The organism is Mesorhizobium sp. M0618, from assembly GCF_040320765.1.
Taxonomy (GTDB): domain Bacteria; phylum Pseudomonadota; class Alphaproteobacteria; order Rhizobiales; family Rhizobiaceae; genus Mesorhizobium.
Genome location: NZ_JAMYQH010000012.1, coordinates 51,072 through 68,893, shown reverse-complemented (window position 1 = coordinate 68,893; position 17,822 = coordinate 51,072). Strand labels below are relative to the sequence as shown.

Annotated in this window: 16 protein-coding genes and 1 pseudogene; 5 read left to right on the top strand and 12 right to left on the bottom strand. The window is 63.7% G+C overall.

Features of this window, described 5'->3' with window-relative positions:
- Nucleotides 1-3: 3 nt before the first annotated feature.
- Nucleotides 4-1,122, top strand: a complete 1,119-nt coding sequence (locus NKJ04_RS14930; RefSeq protein ID WP_352676004.1) for a DmpA family aminopeptidase — start codon at nucleotides 4-6, stop codon at nucleotides 1,120-1,122.
- A gap of 154 nt (nucleotides 1,123-1,276) precedes the next feature.
- Here the strand turns inward: NKJ04_RS14930 and NKJ04_RS14925 are convergent, their stop codons facing one another.
- The 11 genes from NKJ04_RS14925 to ehuR all read right to left on the bottom strand — a co-directional run bounded on the left by NKJ04_RS14925 (nucleotide 1,277) and on the right by ehuR (nucleotide 12,021).
- Nucleotides 1,277-1,531, bottom strand: a complete 255-nt coding sequence (locus NKJ04_RS14925) for a DUF768 domain-containing protein (protein ID WP_013530335.1) — start codon at nucleotides 1,529-1,531, stop codon at nucleotides 1,277-1,279.
- Between the two features lie 500 nt (nucleotides 1,532-2,031).
- Nucleotides 2,032-3,030: a N(2)-acetyl-L-2,4-diaminobutanoate deacetylase DoeB gene (gene doeB, locus NKJ04_RS14920; RefSeq protein ID WP_352676001.1), complete on the bottom strand. Its 999-nt coding sequence runs from the start codon at nucleotides 3,028-3,030 to the stop codon at nucleotides 2,032-2,034.
- Between the two features lie 5 nt (nucleotides 3,031-3,035).
- Nucleotides 3,036-4,214, bottom strand: a complete 1,179-nt coding sequence (gene doeA / locus NKJ04_RS14915; protein WP_352553619.1) for an ectoine hydrolase DoeA — start codon at nucleotides 4,212-4,214, stop codon at nucleotides 3,036-3,038.
- Between the two features lie 38 nt (nucleotides 4,215-4,252).
- Nucleotides 4,253-5,245 (bottom strand): ectoine utilization protein EutC, encoded by a 993-nt coding sequence (gene eutC, locus NKJ04_RS14910; RefSeq protein ID WP_352675997.1) that lies wholly within the window; start codon nucleotides 5,243-5,245, stop codon nucleotides 4,253-4,255.
- A 232-nt stretch (nucleotides 5,246-5,477) separates the two neighbouring features.
- Nucleotides 5,478-6,470 (bottom strand): hydroxyectoine utilization dehydratase EutB, encoded by a 993-nt coding sequence (gene eutB, locus NKJ04_RS14905; protein WP_352675996.1) that lies wholly within the window; start codon nucleotides 6,468-6,470, stop codon nucleotides 5,478-5,480.
- Between the two features lie 9 nt (nucleotides 6,471-6,479).
- Nucleotides 6,480-7,256, bottom strand: a complete 777-nt coding sequence (gene eutA / locus NKJ04_RS14900; protein ID WP_352675995.1) for an ectoine utilization protein EutA — start codon at nucleotides 7,254-7,256, stop codon at nucleotides 6,480-6,482.
- 3 nt (nucleotides 7,257-7,259) lie between these two features.
- Nucleotides 7,260-7,919 (bottom strand): ectoine/hydroxyectoine ABC transporter permease subunit EhuD, encoded by a 660-nt coding sequence (ehuD, locus tag NKJ04_RS14895; RefSeq protein WP_352440712.1) that lies wholly within the window; start codon nucleotides 7,917-7,919, stop codon nucleotides 7,260-7,262.
- A gap of 34 nt (nucleotides 7,920-7,953) precedes the next feature.
- Entirely contained in the window at nucleotides 7,954-8,613 is a 660-nt protein-coding gene (ehuC, locus tag NKJ04_RS14890) for an ectoine/hydroxyectoine ABC transporter permease subunit EhuC (protein ID WP_352675993.1), read from the bottom strand.
- 172 nt (nucleotides 8,614-8,785) lie between these two features.
- Nucleotides 8,786-9,637, bottom strand: coding sequence for an ectoine/hydroxyectoine ABC transporter substrate-binding protein EhuB (gene ehuB / locus NKJ04_RS14885; RefSeq protein WP_352675991.1), 852 nt, complete (start codon nucleotides 9,635-9,637; stop codon nucleotides 8,786-8,788).
- Between the two features lie 87 nt (nucleotides 9,638-9,724).
- Nucleotides 9,725-10,510, bottom strand: coding sequence for an ectoine/hydroxyectoine ABC transporter ATP-binding protein EhuA (gene ehuA / locus NKJ04_RS14880; protein WP_127292802.1), 786 nt, complete (start codon nucleotides 10,508-10,510; stop codon nucleotides 9,725-9,727).
- Nucleotides 10,511-10,635: 125 nt separating this feature from the next.
- On the bottom strand, nucleotides 10,636-12,021 hold the full coding sequence (gene ehuR, locus NKJ04_RS14875; RefSeq protein ID WP_352675986.1) for a MocR-like ectoine utilization transcription factor EhuR: 1,386 nt from the start codon (nucleotides 12,019-12,021) through the stop codon (nucleotides 10,636-10,638).
- An 81-nt stretch (nucleotides 12,022-12,102) separates the two neighbouring features.
- On the opposite strand from ehuR, the gene NKJ04_RS14870 reads away from it, so the two are divergent.
- The 4 genes and pseudogenes from NKJ04_RS14870 (at nucleotide 12,103) to NKJ04_RS14855 (ending at nucleotide 16,747) form a co-directional block, all read left to right on the top strand.
- Entirely contained in the window at nucleotides 12,103-12,594 is a 492-nt protein-coding gene (locus tag NKJ04_RS14870; RefSeq protein ID WP_023809051.1) for an Lrp/AsnC family transcriptional regulator, read from the top strand.
- A gap of 129 nt (nucleotides 12,595-12,723) precedes the next feature.
- On the top strand, nucleotides 12,724-14,217 hold the full coding sequence (locus NKJ04_RS14865) for an NAD-dependent succinate-semialdehyde dehydrogenase (RefSeq protein WP_352675983.1): 1,494 nt from the start codon (nucleotides 12,724-12,726) through the stop codon (nucleotides 14,215-14,217).
- Between the two features lie 38 nt (nucleotides 14,218-14,255).
- Nucleotides 14,256-15,635: pseudogene (locus tag NKJ04_RS14860) on the top strand (aspartate aminotransferase family protein).
- Between the two features lie 8 nt (nucleotides 15,636-15,643).
- The gene (locus NKJ04_RS14855; protein ID WP_352675980.1) at nucleotides 15,644-16,747 is read left to right on the top strand and encodes an alcohol dehydrogenase family protein; all 1,104 of its coding nucleotides are present in this window, start codon (nucleotides 15,644-15,646) and stop codon (nucleotides 16,745-16,747) included.
- A gap of 16 nt (nucleotides 16,748-16,763) precedes the next feature.
- On the opposite strand, the gene ocd is transcribed toward NKJ04_RS14855, so the two are convergent.
- On the bottom strand, nucleotides 16,764-17,810 hold the full coding sequence (gene ocd / locus NKJ04_RS14850) for an ornithine cyclodeaminase (protein WP_352675977.1): 1,047 nt from the start codon (nucleotides 17,808-17,810) through the stop codon (nucleotides 16,764-16,766).
- Nucleotides 17,811-17,822 lie beyond the last annotated feature (12 nt).

Here is a 17,822-nt window from a genome sequence, read left to right as displayed (position 1 = left end):
ACCATGACCAACAATCCGCATCATCTGACAACGCCCTCAGGCAAACCGCGCGCGCGAAATTTCGGCATCGGCTTCGACGGGCGGCCCGGACCGTTTAACGCGATCACCGATGTGCCCGGCGTCGCGGTCGGTTATGCGACGCTGATTTCGGGCGATGGCGCGCTTGTCGTCGGCGAGGGACCGGTGCGCACCGGCGTGACCGCGATCCTGCCCAGACCGCTGGCGGATCTCGCCACCCCGGTCTTCGCCGGCATCTTCAGCCAGAACGGAAACGGCGAACTGACCGGCTCGCACATCGTCGAGGAAACCGGCGCTTTCAACTTCCCGATCACCATCACCAACACGCATTCCTGCGGTGTTTCACGCGACGGCACGCTGCGCTGGATGCAAAGCGTGCTGCCGGCGGCGCTCGACAGCGGCTGGGGGCTGCCGGTGGCGGCGGAGACCTATGACGGCTTCCTCAACGACATCAACGGCCACCATTTGACGTCGGAGCATGTTGCGCAGGCCCTCGACAGTGCCGCCGGCGGACCGATCGAGGAAGGCAGCGTCGGCGGCGGTACCGGCATGATCACCTTCGGCTTCAAGGCCGGCTCCGGCACGGCATCGCGCATCGTCGAATGGCACGACCGTGCCTACACCGTCGGCGCCTTCGTGCAGTCTAATTTTGGAAAACGGCGCAATATCACCATTCGCGGCCTGCGCGCCGGGCCGGAGCTTCTCGAACCGGCGGTCCGCGAAGGCACACCGCGTGCTGAAAAGGGCTCGATCATTGCCGTCGTCGCCACCGACGCACCGTTCCTGCCGCATCAGATGAAGCGGCTGGCCCGCCGGGTGCCGCTCGGCGTCGCCATGACCGGCGGCTTCGGCTATCACAGCTCAGGCGACATTTTTATCGCCTTCTCAACCGCCAATGCGAGCGCGGCGCTGGCGCCCTCCGGCCGCACCGCCAGCGCCGATTTTATTCCGGACACCGATATCGATCCGTTTTTCGATGCGGTGATCCAGATCGTGGAGGAAGCAATCCTCAATGCGCTGGTTGCCAATGACGATATGACCGGACGCGACGGAAATTTCGTGCCGGCGCTGCCGAAGGCGTGGCTGAAGGAGAAGTTTGGCTGAAGACAAAACGTGGGCCAGAAGCCCGCGCTGAAACAACGACGCCGCTAGAGCAATTCCAGGAAAAATGTGAAACGGTTTTCCGTCCGGGATTGCGTAAAAACAAAGAGTTAGAGAAGTTCACTGTTTCCGTGAAACGGTGAACTTCTCTAGGTGATCATTCCGCGGCTTTTCTCGGAGCCTGCTGGCTTTCCTCGGCCTCGGCCGCTTCCTCAAGCCGGGATGCGATAAGTTCCTGGATATCGCCGACTTCTTCCTGGATGTCCTCCAGCGGGATGCCGACCTCGGCCGCCTCGGCAGCGCACTCCTTGGCCAGGGTTTCGGCCTGCTTGTCGATCCTTGCCTGGGAGGACTGGCAATGGACCTTTTCGCCGATCCATCCCCGCAAGAATTCGATGGCGTGTTCACTCATACTGCTGTTCCCTGGCGGCAAAGCCGGTTGGTAATCATAAACGTCGACATCCCGCAAAGGATGCATGTCCCCATTCCAGCCGAGTCGCGACCAGCCGGCAAGCCAATGCCGTCCAAGGTCCACAGAGCCATAGGAAATCGAGGGGTCAAGAGCATTTTCTGATTCTGGAGGGGTCGGTACCGTTGGCTGGGTCACACCCAGCGCTGCGCGACTGTTTCTATTTGCTTTTTTCCGGTTTCCGAGCCGATTTCCGTCACAATAGATGGCGCAACACACTACACATTCACAGTTGCTTCGAGGTGCGGCCCTCGGGCGCGCGGGTCGAAGCCGCCGCTATATAGTGACATCGTCCTGCAATGTCGACTCCGCTCGCTATCCTGCTTCTTTCCGCCGCGCCGGAGGGCCGCGACGGACGCAGAGCAAGTGACGAAGGGCCGCGACGGACGCAGAGCAAGTGACGAAGGACCCGAGCCGGGTGGAGCAAGCCTCGGCGGAACCGCTCAGACGTGCACAGCCACCACCGCCGCGCAGTCGCCGGCCTTGACCAGCCCGGGGAAATGCCGCGCCGCCAGCATGCCCGACATTTTTGCCTGGATCTCCTGCGGGGCGATGCCGGTGCGGCCGGTGGAATGGATGCGCGCCAGCAACGCGCCCTTTTCGACGGGTTCACCGAGATCGACCATGGTTTCGATCATGCCGTCATCTTCGGCGAAGGAGAAACAATCGCCCGATGGCATATCCAACCACTGGGTTGAGGTCTTCTCCACCGCACCGGCGACAATGCCGGCGTGGCGCAGCACGTTGAGAATGCCGTGCCGCGCGATCCGCACGGTTTGCGCGCGCGACGTGCCGCCGCCGCCAAGCTCGGTGCTGACGAAGACCTTGCCCATCTCCTCGGCTGCCGTGTCATACATGCCGACGGCGTCGATTTCGATCATGCGCATCGAGAACGGGGCGGCGAAGGCCGCGACCGCGTCGAAAGCTTTCTGCTCCAGCGCCTTGTCGGGCAAAGTATGCGCGGCGCAGAACGGCACGAAGTCCAGCGTCTTGCCGCCCGAATGGAAGTCGAACACGATGTCGGCGCGGGGGAGCAGCTCACGCTGGAAATAGTCGGCGATCTTTTCGGTCACGGTTCCGTCCGGCCGGCCGGGAAAGCTGCGGTTCATATTGCCCTTGTCGATCGGCGACGTCCGCGTGCCGGCGCGGAAGGCCGGATAGTTCATCGCCGGCACGATGATGACCGTGCCGCTGACATGTTTCGGATCAAGCGTCCTGGCGAGATCGTAAAGGGCCAGCGGTCCCTCATACTCATCGCCATGGTTGCCCCCGGTCAGCAGCGCTGCCGGCCCGTTGCCGTTGCGGATGACGCAGATCGGGATCATCACCGAGCCCCACGCGGAATCGTCGCGGCTGTAGGGCAAGCGCAGGAAACCGTGCTGGATGCCGTCGCGGTCGAAATCGACGGTCGGCGCGATCGGCGACGGGCGGGTGCTGGACATCGGGCTCAATCCTTCACCACCAGCTTACGCGGCACATTGGCCAGGCACTCTACACCGGTTTCGGTGATCAGGATGGACTCGGTGATCTCCAGTCCCATCGTTTCCAGCCACAGGCCGGTCATGAAATGGAAGGTCATGCCGGGCTTCAGTTCGGTGCGGTCGCCGGGACGCAGGCTCATCGTGCGCTCGCCCCAGTCCGGCGGATAGGACAGCCCGATCGAATAGCCGGTGCGGTTGTCCTTGATGATGCCGTATCGCTTGAGGACACCGAAGAAGGCGTTGGCAATGTCCTCGCAGGCGTTGCCGGGTTTCGCCGCGGCCAGCCCCGCTTCCATGCCTTCCAGCGTCGCCTTCTCGGCATCGAGGAATTCCTGCGTCGGCTTGCCGAGGAAGACGGTGCGCGACAGCGGGCAGTGATAGCGGTTGTAGCAGCCGGCAATCTCGAAGAAGGTGCCCTCGCCCCGCTTCATCGGTCTGTCATCCCAGGTCAGATGCGGCGCCGAGGCATCGGCACCCGACGGCAGCAGCGGCACGATCGCCGGATAATCACCGCCGATACCGTCAACGCCGCGCGTGCCGGCATCATAGATTTCGGCAACGAGATCGCATTTGCGCATGCCGACCTCGATCTTGTCGAAGATGCGCTGGTGCATCGCTTCGACGATGCGGGCCGCCTTGCGCATATAGTCGATCTCGGTCGGGCTCTTCACCGCACGCTGCCAGTTGACCAGCGCGGTGGCATCGACAAAGCGGGCATTGGGCAAATGCTTCTGCAGCGACGCAAAGGCGGCCGCCGAGAACCAGTAATTGTCCATTTCGACGCCGACTGTCAGCTTGCCCCAGCCGCGATCCGCAAGCACGCTGGCCAAAAAATCCATCGGGTGGCGCTCGGTCGACTGCACATAGTGGTCGGCATAGCCGACGATGTTGTCATGCGCGAGATAGGCGGTGCGCTTGGCGCCGTTGGCGTCCTGGCCGCGGCCGTACCAGACCGGCTCGCCCGAAGGCGGCACGATAACCGCCTGATGCACATAGAACGACCAGCCGTCGTAGCCGGTCAGCCAGGCCATGTTGGAAGGATCGCTGATAACAAGAAGATCGACGCCCTTCACCTCCATGGCTTTGCGTGTCTTCGCGAGGCGATCCGCGTATTCGCCGCGCGAGAATCTCAGGTTCGGTTGCATTGTTCTTGGTCCTCGTTTGTTGGGCCTTGCGGCCGGTATCAGCTTTCGAAAATGGTTCCCGCCTTCACCACCCGCGCGCGGTCTCGAGCGAGCGTGGCGATCGCCGTGTCCTGGACGCCAGTGCCGGTGAGGTCGGCGATGGTGATGTCGCTGGCCGAGCGCCGGCCATGTTTTTCGCCGGCGATGATCTGGCCGAGTTCGGTCACCTCCGCATCTCCAGCCATCACACCCGCCGCGATGGCATGGTGCAGCTCACCCAGCCGCCGCGTCTGGCGGGCGCTGTCGGCGACATAGAGATCGGCCATGCGCAGGATTGCCGGCGCAATCTCATTCTTGTGCTCGGCGTCGGAGCCCATCGCGGTGATGTGCTGGCCGGCGGTAACAAACCCCGCTTTGATCAGCGGCTCGGTCGACGGCGTGGTGGTGACGATGATGTCGGCGCCGGCGACCGCGTTTGCCGCGTCGGATTCAGCGCGCACGACGATGCCGATCTTTTCGCGCAGGGCTCCGGCGGTCGCCTCGGCCTTTGCCGCATCGCGCGCCCAGATGCGCGCCTCGGCAATCGGCCGCACCAGCATGAGGGCTTCCAATTGCAACCCGGCCTGGACACCGGCGCCGAAGATCGCGGCAACGGACGAGTCCTGCCGCGACAGATGTTTGGCGGCGACGGCGCCGGCAGCAGCCGTGCGGACGTCGGTGAGATAGCCATTGTCGAGCAGCAGTGCTTCGACCAGCCCGGTCTTGGACGACAGCAGCACCATCATGCCGTTGACGCTGGCCAGGCCGAGCTTCGGATTGTCGAAGAAGCCGGGGCTGATCTTGATGGCGAAACCGTCAATGCCAGGCACATAGGCGGTCTTCACGTCGACCTCGCCGCGATGCTCGGGAATGTCGAGTCGCAGGATCGGTGGCATCGCCACCGGCAGGGTAGCGAGCGCGCGGAAAGCGTTTTCAATGCAGGCGACGGCATCGAGATCGAGTGTCACGATCGCCCGCAACTCTTTCTCGGTAAGGATGGTCATCCGGCTCATGCGGCGCGCTCCGGAGTGGCAAGCTCTGCAAAGGACAGCGTTCTGTCACACCCCCCTCTGTCCTGCCGGACATCTCCCCCGCAAGGGGGGAGATTGGACTTCATCTTTGCCTTCCCCAATCTCAGACGCCGCAAGAAAAGCGGCAGCATCGAAGCTGCCGATCTCCCCCCTTGCGGGGGAGATGTCCGGCAGGACAGAGGGGGGTGTGAAGAAACTCGGCGTGAAAGACGTTTCATCCGGCGCGACCCGCATTTATCGAAGTGTCACCGCAGACGATTTTCCGATGCAGCTCCGTATCAATGTTTCGGCCAGAAAGAAGCACAACCACCGGCCCGTTCGCCGTAATCTTGCCGGCGAGCAGTGCGGCGATACCGACCGCGCCGGCGCCCTCGACGATTTCGCGCTCCTGCGCATAGGCGTGGCGGATGCCGGCGGCGATCTCTTCTTCGCTGAGCAGGACGACATCGTCGAGCAGGTCGCGGCACATGGCGAAGGTCAGCCGGTTGTCGAGGCCGATGCCGCCGCCGAGCGAATCCGCCAGCGTCGGCAATTCTTCCACCAGCACCGGCTGGCCCGCATCGAGGCTGGCCTTCATCGCCGCGCCACGCGCCATCGAGACACCGATGACTTTTGTCCGGGGGCTGACGCCTTTGATCGCCGCGGCAACGCCTGAGGCGAGCCCGCCACCCGACAACTGCACCAGAACGAGGGCAGCATCCGGGACCTGTTCGATCATCTCAAGCCCGAGCGTGCCTTGCCCGGCGATAATGTCGGGACGGTCGAAGGGTGGCAGCATGACCAGCCCCTCTTGCGCCACCAGCCGATCGACCTCCTGCTGGGCATCGTCCTGGCTGTCGCCGATAATGCGGACCTCCGCGCCGAGCCGGCGGATCTCGTCGAGCTTGTTTTGAGGCACTAGCCGCGACATGCAGATCACCGCGCGCATGCCCTCAAGCTTCGCCGCATGCGCCAGCGCGCGGCCGTGATTGCCGGTCGAGGCCGCGACCACGCCACGCGCCTTCCGTTCGGCGCTCAGCGAGGCGACGGCGTTCGAGGCGCCACGCAGCTTGAAGCTGCCGGTGGTCTGCCGGTGTTCGAGCTTGAGGTGAACGGGGACGCCCAGCTCTTCGGAAAGACTTTGGGATAGCACGGTCGGCGTGCGCTCGACTTTACCGGCAATGCGCTCACGCGCGGCGCGAATGTGCTCAAGAGTGACCTGTGTCATGATCATCAATCAGACGGCCAATGGCTGCGTCATCAGACGGCCGAATTCGGGATGCGGCGTGTCATCTCCGCAAAGCCGCAGACAATTCCAGGCGGTCGCCTGGTTGCTGGTCACCACGGGACGTCCAATAGAATTTTCCATGCCGGTGACCGCGAGGGCGCTACGCAGCGCCGTGCAGGACACGAACAGCGCATCGGCGCTGGCGTCGGTCGCTTCACGCGCCAGGTCGACAAGCGTTGCCGGTGCGATGCGTGCCATCTCGCGGTCGTCCTCGAAGCCGAGGCAGGTGAAGCTGACGATCTCGAAGCCGCGCGCGGCGAAATAGGCGGCCATCGGCCTGGATGTCTCGACCGTGTAGGGAGTGAGAATGCTGATCTTGTTTGCGCCCAGAGCACGCAGCCCGCGCACGCCCGCCATCGGCGGTGTGACCACCGGCACGCCGGGCTTTGCGACCTGGATCGCCGCCTCGATCTCGGCATCGCCGATCACCACCGAGGCCGAAGTGCAGGAATAGCAGATGGCATCGAGCTTCTCGTCCGGCAGGATCAGGGCCGCGCCCGCCGTCAGCGCCGGCTGCATCTTGCGCAGGTTTTCAGGCGTCGTCGGGTTGGCATAGGGAATGCGCGCGACATAGACGCCGACCCGCTCGCCCGCCACCATGCGGCGGAAATCCGGTTCGCTGGTATGGTCGGTGGCCAGGATAATCAGGCCGACGCGCCGCTCCAGCGGGCGCGCATCCAGCGCCGACCGTTTCGGGTAGACCTTGATCTCGGGCAAGGGTTTCATCGGCTACCTCTCGATCTTGCCGTAGCGGCGTTCCAGCCAGCGCAGCAGCACGACCGAAAACAGACTGATGACCAGGAAGAAAGCACCGACCAGGGTGATCGGCTCGATATAGCGATAGTAGGTGTTGGCGACGCTTTTGGCCTGGTTCATCAGTTCCAGCACGGTGATTGCCGACAGCAGCGGCGTTTCCTTGAACATGGCGATGAAGTAATTGGCGAGCGCCGGTATCATCGGCGGGATAGCCTGCGGAATGATGATGTTGGTCCAGGTCTGCGTGGCGCTCAGATTGCACGCCTTGGCCGCTTCCCACTGGCCGCGCGGCACATTGTCGATGCCGGCGCGATAAACTTCCGCCGTGTAGGTGCCGTAGTGCAGCCCGAGCCCGATGACACCGGCGACCAGCGGCGGCAGCAGGATGCCGATGTCGGGCAGCACGTAGAAAATGAAATAGAGCTGCACCAGCAATGGCGTGCCGCGGATGAACTCTGCGAGGAAGCCGACCGTGCGCGACAGCGCTTTGTTGGGCGAGCGGCGCGCAAGCGCAATGCCAAGCCCGACGATCGCCGCCAGCACCGAGCCGAGCAGCGTCGCCAGGATGGTGATCTTCACCCCCTGGATCAGCGTCGGCATGATTTCCCAGACGAAGTTCCAATCCCACTCCATCAGCAAGCCCAATTTGTCAGAAGGGAATTGGCCATCAGGCACGCACCCCATCGAGGCCGCGCGCCATGCGTCGTTCCAGCGAGCGCACGCCCCACGAGATGAGCAGGGCGAGGACGAAATAGATGATCAGGATGGTGGTGAACGGCACCAGGGTGTTGCCGGTCTGGGCGCGCACCACCTGCGCCTGGAAGGTCAGGTCGGTGAGCGAGATCAGCGACACCACGGCGGTCGCCTTGAGCAATTCGATGGCATTGTTGCCAAAAGTCGGCAGCATCACCAGCAGCGCCTGCGGCAGGATGATGTGGCGCATGCCTTGCCAGCGGCCGAGATTGAGCGCTGTGCAGGCCTCATACTGTTCGCGGCCGATCGACTGGATGGCGCCACGCACCACTTCGGCGGCATAGGCGCCGACATTGAGGCCGAGCGCCAGCACGCCGGCCTGCAACGGGGTCAGCGAAATGCCGATGAAGGGCAGCACGAAATAGGCCCAGAACAACTGCACGAAGATCGAGGTGCCGCGGAAGAATTCGATGTAGGCGGTAGCCAGCGCGCGCAGCCCGAAGAAACGCGACAGCCGCCCCATTCCGGCAAGAAAGGCCATGAACAGCGCAAGCACCGACCCCATCAGCGTCAGCTCGATGGTGACAAGCGCTCCCTGCAATATCAGGCCGAAATAGCCGGACCACTGGGTCATCTAATGTACTGTTCCACCTGGACGTTTGGTCGAAGCCCCCTCACCCGGCCTCCGCTACGCTCGGTCGACCTCTCCCCGGCGGGGAGAGGAGACCACCAGCGTCGGCGCCAGCCTCTTCTCCCCAGCGGGGAGAAGGTGGCCCGAAGGGCCGGATGAAGGGGTCTTCCTTACTTCACTTCGCCGCGCAGAGCTTGTCGCGGCTGGTCGACATCGCGGCCGCCGCCGAGAAGCCGTAGGGCTCGATGATCTTGGCGAACTCGCCTGATTTCTTCATCTTGGCCAGTTCTACGTCGAAGGCGTCGCGCAGTGCCTCGTCGCCCTTCTTGAAGGCGGCGCCGTCGCAATAGACCGGTGCGCCCTGCACCGGAGCGATGACTTCGAGGTTCGGATCGTTGGCCTTCTTGACCAGATCATTGATCGACAGGACGGGCAGCGAATAAGCGTCGATGCGGCCATCCTGAAGCATCTTCACGCCGCTCTGGCCATCCGGCACGACGATGACGCGATCGCGTGGCACGCCGGCATTGAGCGCGAGCTTCTCCTCGGTGCCGCCGCCCGGCGCACCGATGGTCGCAGTCGTATCCTTGGCGACATCCTCATAGCTCTTGAAGCCCTTCGGATTGCCCTTCTTCACCAACATCGCCTCGGCATCGCAAAGCACCGGCTCGGAATAGACGACGGCGGCGCAGCGTTCCGGCTTCATGAACAGGCCGGCGGTGACGACATCGAAGCGACCGGCCTGCAGGCCAGGGATCATGGCGCCATATTCGGAGATCGAAGCGGCGACGTCGGCGACGCCGAGCCGCTTGAATATCTCGCGGGCCACATCAGGCGCGGCACCCGAAACCTTGCCGTCGGCGGCGACCGCCGTATAGGGCGGCTCGTTGGCGATGGCGAGGCGGGCGAAACCTTGCGCCTTGAGCTGTTCGAGCTTGCTGTCGTCGGCCGAACCCACGCTCGAGGCGGCCAGCACCGCCGTCAGTGCAAGGCCGGCAACGCCGGCCAGAATGCCAAGTTTGTTCATTGTTCCCAACTCCTTGTTTCTTGTCTTGCTTTGTTGCGAGGCGGCCATCGCCACCTCGGGACGACTTCGTCGCCCTAGGCATTGCGGTCAGACGCGATGTCCGGCCGCGATGATCTTCTTCAGGAAGCCTTGCGTGCGCTCCTGCTTGGGATTGCGGAAAATCTCGTCGGGCTTGCCCTCCTCGACGATCCTGCCACGATCGAAGAACAGTACCCGGTCGGCGAAATCATGGGCAAAGCCCATCTCGTGGGTGACCAGCAGCATGGTCATGTCGGTCTCGGCGGCAAGCTTGCGCATGACGTTCATCACCTCCTCGACCAGCTCCGGATCGAGCGCCGACGTCACCTCGTCGAACAGCATGATCTTTGGCGACAGCGCCAGCGCCCGGGCGATCGCCACGCGCTGCTTCTGGCCACCGGACAACTGCGCCGGCATGCTCTTGGCCTTGTCGGCCATGCCGACCATTTCAAGCAGTTCCATCGCCCGCTTTTCGGCGGCGGCACGCGGCGTGCCCTTGGTCAGCATCGGCGCCAACGTGACATTGTCCATGACGCATTTGTGCGGGAACAGATTGAACAGCTGGAAGACCATGCCGATCTTCTGGCGCATCCTTGTCAGATGCCGCTCATCAGCGGACAGCAACTGTCCGTTGCGCTCCATGTGGTAGAGTTGCTCGCCGTCGATCTGGATATGACCGCCATCGATGCGCTCAAGCGTCATCAGGATGCGCAGGATTGTCGTCTTGCCCGAGCCCGACGGGCCGATCAGTGCCAGCTTTTCGCCAGGCATGACCTGCATCGACAGGCCGTCCAGCACTTTGAAAGTGCCGAAGCTTTTTGAAATGGCGTCGATCTTGATGATGGGCGTGGGCACTGCAGTTCCCCGTCCTGGAGAGGTCTATGCTCTTAACGATGCGGAACGCGCTAAATCATGTCAATTGAGAAAATAATATCATGACAATTATTTCTAATTCCGCACAATTTCCGAGCAACCCCAGCCTAGATAGCGAGCAGCAGGTGTTCCGGATCGCCAAGCAGCAGCTTGGTGACAACGCCGAGGCCGGCGCGCAGTTCCCCCTCGGTGGTCGAACCCAGCGAGATACGCACCGCCGGATGCCACGGCGCAGCCGAAATACGGAAGGACGTGCCGGGTGCAATCGCCACACCCTGCAGGCGGGCCTGGGCGACAAAGCTTTCCTCGGCGCGGTCGGCCGGCAGTTGCAGCCAGACATGCAGCCCGTCTCGCCGGGCGCGATAGCCGACCCCCGCCAGCACTTGCGCTGCAATATCCTGCCGGCGCCGCAAAGCCGCGCGCTGCCAGTGGACAAGCTCCATCGCCGTCCCGTCGGTCACCCATTTTGTGGCGATCTCGGCCACCAGCGGCGTCGCCATCCAGTTCGAAACCAGATGCCGGTTGGCGACGGCGGCGACATAGCGGTCGGGTGCGACGAGATAGCCGATGCGCAGCCCGGGCACGGTGATCTTGGTGAAGGAGGTGACGTAGAGCGTGCGCTCCGGCGCGAACGCGGCAACCGGCGGCGGCCGGTCTTCGACCAGCGGACCGAGCACATCGTTCTCGATGATAGCGATGTCGTGCTTGCGCGCGACCGCGGCGATTTCTTCGCGCCGCCGCGCATCCATCAACGTCGCCGTCGGGTTGATCACCGAGGGCTGCACGAAGACCGCGCGGATGTCGGAAAGCCGGCAGGCTTCGTCCAGCGCTTCCGGGATCAGGCCGTTGTCGTCGATCGGCAGGCCTTCCAGGTTGAAGCCGAGATAGCGTGCCAACGGCACCAGCGTATGGTGGCCGATCGCCTCGGTGGCGACCGTCGAGCCCGGCGGGGCGACACTCATCAGCGCTACCGTCATGCCGGCGGTGGCGCCGTTGGTCAGGCTGATGTTCTGCGCGGAGGTGTCGAGACCGCACAGTTTCAGCCATTCGACCGCCACCGCGCGGTGGCGCGGAAACACCATGTTGGGCCGAAACGACAGTGCCGAACTCGACGGCAGGTTCTCGGCCAGCCAGCCCAGCGCCTGCTTCAGCCGCTCCAGATGCATCGGCTCGCAGACCGGCTTCAGGATCGACAGATCGATGACTTCGCCGAGCCGCTCCGGCAGATAGGGCGGTTCCGGCTCGCGGCGCTGCGTCTGGACGAAGCTGCCGCGGCCGATCTCGCCCGAAATCAGCCCGCGGCGGATCAATTCCTCATAGGCGCGGCTCACCGTCTGCACAGAAAGCTTGAGGTCGTCGGCCAGACGTCGATGGGTCGGCAGCCGCGCGCCATTGGCGAGGCGCCCGTCATGGATGGCGCGCGCGAACTGGTCGGCCAGCGATTGATAGGCCGGGCGCCGGATGAGCGCGGGATCGGGTTGCCACAATGTCATGACTTATTAGAGATCGAAATCAGTGCAATTGACAATCGAAATAATGCGCCGTCATGGTACTCGGACGAAAAGTGAGCTCTGATGACATCCGCGAAACTCGACCCGATCGACCTGAAAATCCTCGACGCCATCCAGCGCGACGGACGCATCACCAAGTTGGCGCTGGCTGAGCAGGTCGGCCTGTCGCCGACGCCGTGCTGGATGCGGCTGCGCAAGCTGGAGAAGGCCGGCATCGTCTCGGGCTATCACGCCAGGATCGCCATGCGCGTCGTCGCACCCGTTGCCACCGTCCTGATGGAGGTGACGCTGGCAAACCACCGCCAGGCCGATTTCGACCGCTTCGAGCGCGTCATCCGCGATGTTCCCGAGATCGTCGCCTGCTGGTCTGTCGGCGGCGGCGTCGACTATGTGGTGAAGGTGATGGCGCGCGACATCGACGCCTATCAGCGGCTGGTCGATGGCTTGCTCGAACGGGAAATCGGCATCGACCGCTACTTCACCTACATCGTCACCAAGACGGTGAAGGACGAGATCGCGCTGCCCATAGCCGACCTGCTGCCGGCGTCGGCTTAAGGCGGAGAGATCATCTGTCGGGGCGGGACAAAAGAGAGAGTCTCTCTCCTTCGAGGCATCCAAACAGCCTCTCTATCTGCATCGGGCGGATAGTCTTCCCGCATCAGTCCGAACCGGGAGGTCTCGACCATGTCCGCGCATTTCGCCCGCTCGCATCGCCATGAAGCGCTCGACCGCCTGACCGACCGCCGGCTGCTGCGTGAACTCGCCTATGTCGATGGCCACTGGACGGCAAGCGAAGCCGCTGAAAGCTTCGAGGTCACCGATCCGGCCACCGGCACGACTGTCGCTTTCGTCGCCGCGCTAGATGCACGGCAGACGACAAAGGCGATCGATGCCGCCGCACGCTCCTTTCCGGCATGGCGGTCGCTGTTGCCGCGGGAGCGCTCCAAAATCCTGCGCAAATGGTTCGAGTTGATCATCGGCGCCAAGGATGATCTGGCTCTGCTGATGACGCTGGAACAGGGCAAGCCGCTGCAGGAATCGCTGGGCGAGATCGACTACGCCGCCTCTTTCATCGAGTGGTATGCCGAGGAAGCAAAACGCCTGAACGCCGAGAGCGTCACCAGCCATCTGCCGAACGCCGAAATGATCGTGCGGCGCGAGCCGCTCGGTGTCGTCGGCATCGTCACGCCGTGGAACTTTCCGTCGGCGATGCTGACCCGCAAGGCTGCGGCAGCCCTTGCCGCCGGCTGCACCATCGTTGCGCATCCGTCCTCGGAAACACCGCTGTCGGCGCTGGCGCTGGCCGAACTCGGTGAGCGCGCCGGCCTGCCCGCAGGCGCCTTCAACATCGTCACCGGCAAGGCTTCGACCATCGTCGGGCGGATGTGCGAAGACCCGCGCGTTCGCGCCATGAGCTTTACCGGCTCGACCGAGATCGGCCGGCTGATCGCCGCGCAGAGTGCTGCGACCATGAAGCGGCTGGTGATGGAGCTTGGCGGCCATGCCCCGCTGATCGTCTTTGCCGATGCCGATCTGGACAAAGCGGTTGATATCGCCATCGACGCCAAATTCGCCACGTCGGGCCAGGACTGCCTCGCCGCCAACCGCATTTACGTCCAGCGTCCGATCTACGATCGGTTCTGCGCCGCCTTCGCCAAGCGCATCGAGACGCTGCGGACCGGCAATGGCCTTGCAGATGACATTGACATCGGGCCACTGATGCATAAGCGCGCCATCAAGAAGGTGGAAGAGCAGGTCGCAGACGCGCTGACCCATGGCGCGCGCTGCCTCACCGGCGGCAAGCGACATCAGGCTGGCCCCCTGTTCTACCAGCCGACACTGCTGGCCGATGTTTCCGACGAGGCGCTGATCATGCGCGAGGAGACGTTTGGCCCGGTTGCCGCCGTGACGCCGTTCGACAGCGAGGATGAAGTGATTGCCCGCGCCAACGCCACCGAGTATGGCCTCGTCGCCTATGTCGTAACGGAGAATGGTGGCCGGCAGCAGCGCATGGGCCGCGCGCTCGACTACGGCATGGTCGCCATCAACCGCGTCAAGATCACCGGCGCGCCGATCCCGTTCGGCGGCGTCAAGCAATCGGGCATCGGGCGCGAAGGCTCGCGCCACGGACTCGAGGCTTTCACCGATCTCAAATATCTCTGCCTCGATGTAGCTTAAGCTGCACCGGAATCACCCTTTTGTCAGGAGTTAAAAGAATGCTCGACCAGTCCAACGAACTCGCCGCCTGGGATCGCGACCACTTCTTCCATCCCTCGACGCATATGGGCACGCATGCGCGGGGCGAAAGCCCGACGCGCATCATGGCCGGCGGCGAAGGCGTCACCGTCTGGGACAACAATGGCAGGAAGAGCCTCGATGCCTTCGCCGGCCTCTATTGCGTCAATGTCGGCTACGGCCGCCAGAAGATCGCCGACGCCATCGCCGCCCAGGCGAAGAACCTCGCCTACTACCACGCCTATGTCGGCCACGGCACCGAAGCCTCGATCACGCTCGCCAAGATGATCATCGACCGCGCGCCGCAAGGCATGTCGAGGGTCTATTTCGGCCTCTCAGGCTCGGATGCCAACGAAACCAACATCAAACTGATCTGGTACTACAACAACGTGCTCGGCCGGCCGGAGAAGAAGAAGATCATCTCGCGCTGGCGCGGCTATCACGGCTCGGGCGTGATGACGGGATCGCTGACCGGGCTCGACCTGTTCCACAACGCCTTCGACCTGCCGCGCGCGCCGATCCTGCACACCGAGGCGCCTTATTATTTCCGCCGCGCCGACCGCTCGATGAGCGAGGAGCAATTTTCGCAGCATTGCGCCGACAAGCTCGAGGAGATGATCCTGGCTGAGGGCCCGGAAACGGTCGCTGCCTTCATCGGCGAGCCGATCCTGGGCACCGGCGGCATCGTGCCGCCGCCGGCCTTCTATTGGGAAAAGATCCAGGCGGTGCTTAAGAAGTACGATGTGCTGCTGGTCGCCGACGAAGTGGTGACGGGCTTCGGCCGGCTGGGCACCATGTTCGGCTCCGACCACTACGGCATCAAGCCGGACCTGATCACCATCGCCAAGGGCCTGACCTCGGCCTATGCGCCGCTGTCGGGCGTCATCGTCGCGGACAAGATGTGGCAGGTGCTGGTTGAAGGCTCCGACAAACTCGGTTCGCTCGGCCATGGCTGGACCTATTCCGCGCATCCGATCTGCGTTGCCGCCGGCGTCGCCAATCTCGAACTGATCGACGAGATGGATCTTGTGACCAATGCCCGCGAGACCGGCGCCTAATTGCGCGCTGAACTGGCCAAGGCGGTCGGCGGCCACAGGTATGTCGGCGACGTCCGCGGCGACGGCATGCTGGCGGCGGTGGAGTTCGTCTCCGACAAGGACGACCGGGTGTTCTTCGACGCTTCGCTCAAGATCGGGCCGCAGGTGGCGACGGCGCTTGCCGCAAGCGGCGTCATCGGCCGCGCCATGCCGCAGGGCGACATTCTGGGCTTTGCGCCGCCGCTCTGCCTGACCCGCGAGGAAGCCGACATCGTCGTGTCGAAGACAGCCGATGCGGTGAAAAACGTGTTTGCCGATCTCTGAGAGTGACTATGAATGCCATGACCAGGACCCTCCCCGCCACCATGGCCGCCGTGCTGCTTACCGGGCACGGCGGACCGGAAAAACTCGTCTACCGCAGCGACGTGAAAGTGCCCTCGCCCGCTCCCGGTGAAGTGCTGGTCAAGGTCAGCGCTTGCGGGATGAACAACACCGATGTCTGGGTGCGCCAGGGCGCCTATGGCACGGAGGAGGACGCTGCCGCCGTGTCGACATGGCGCCGCCAGGGCAACACGCTTGTTTTCCCGCGCATCCAGGGCACGGACACCGTCGGTATCGTCGCCGCTGTCGGCGAAGGAGTGTCGCCGGACCGTATCGGCGAACGGGTGATGGTCGATTTCTCGATCTACAATCGCGACGACGATTCGCTCGCCGACATCGACTATATGGGCCACGGCCGCGACGGTGGTTACGCCGAATATCAGGCCGTGCCGGCCGAGAACGCTCATGTCATCGACACCGACATGAGCGATATCGAACTCGCCACCTTCTGCTGCGCCTATCTGACCGGCGAACAGATGCTGGAACGCGCCGCGCTCAAGGCTGGCGAGCGCGTGCTGGTCACCGGCGCCTCGGGCGGTGTCGGCTCCGGCATCGTGCAGCTGGCACGGGCGCGCGGCGCCATCCCCTATACCGTCGTCGGCAAGGGCAAGGAGCAGGCGGTGCGCGACATCGGCGCCGAGGCTGTCATCACCCGTGGCGTTGCCGACCTGCCGCATGCCGTGCATGAGGCGACCGGCGGCCAGCCGATCGACGTTGTGGCCGACCTCGTTGGCGGCGCCATCTTCAACGACCTCTTGCGCATCCTGCGGCCCGAGGGCCGCTACACCACCGCCGGCGCGATTGCCGGCCCGGTCGTCCAACTCGATCTCAGGACCATGTATCTGAAGCAGTTGCAGCTGCATGGCTCGAGCCAGGGCACGCGCGCCGATTTCCGCCGCATCGTTGGATATATCGAAGCGAAGAAAATCCGGCCACTGGTCGGCGGCGTCTACAAGCTCTCCGATTTCCACCATGCGCAGGCGGATTTCATCGCCAAGGATTTCGTCGGCAAACTGGTGGTGGTGCCGGATGCGATGTGGGGTTCGGCTGGCTGAATAACCCGACTATCCCTCAACCGTGCTGGGCCGCTCTGAGCAGCATGCCAAACAGGTCGCGCGGCTCGTCGGGGTCGGCCAGCATGTCGAGTTCCTGATAGAGGCCGGTCGACTTCAGCTGATCCCTGACATAGCGCAGTGCCGAAAAATCCTCGATGGCGAAGCCGACCGAATCGAACAGTGTGATCTGGGTGGCATCGCGCCGGCCTTGCACGGCGCCTGACATGACCTGCCACAGCTCGGTCACCTTGTGATCCGGCGCAAGCTGCTGGATCTCGCCCTCGATGCGCGTCTGCGGCGGGTATTCGACGAAGATATCGGAGCGCAGCAGGATGTCGCGATGCAGTTCGGTCTTGCCGGGACAGTCGCCACCGACCGCGTTGATGTGGACGCCGGAGCCGACCATGTTGTCGGTGAGGATGGTGGCGTACTGCTTGTCGGCGGTGACGGTGGTGACGATCTGCGCGCCTTCAACCGCCTCTTGGGCGGTGCCGCAGGCGACCATGTCGAAGCCAAGGCCGGCGAGATTACGGATGCATTTTTCGGTGGCCGTGCGGTCGATGTCATAAAGCCTCAGCCTGTCGACGCCGAGCAGCGCCTTGAAGGCCACCGCCTGGAATTCGGCCTGGGCGCCATTGCCGATCAGCGCCATGCAGTTCGAGCCGGTCGGCGCCAGGTATTTGGCCGCAAGCGCCGACATCGCCGCCGTTCGCAGCGCGGTCAGGATCGTCATTTCCGACAGTAATACCGGGTAGCCGTTGTGGACATCGGCGAGCATGCCGAAGGCGGTCACCGTCTGGCGGCCTTCGCGCATGTTCTTGGGGTGGCCGTTGACATATTTGAAGCCGTAGACCTCGCCGTCGCTGGTCGGCATCAGCTCGATGACGCCCTCGGCGCTGTGCGAGGCAACGCGCGGCGTCTTGTCGAACAGCTCCCAGCGGCGGAAATCGTCCTCGATGTAGCCGGCAAGTTCAACGAGGAAGCGTTCGACGCCGATCTTCAGCACCAGCTTCATCATATGATCGACGCTGACGAAGGGCACGATGTTGAGATTGGGGATCATTTTTTCTTATCC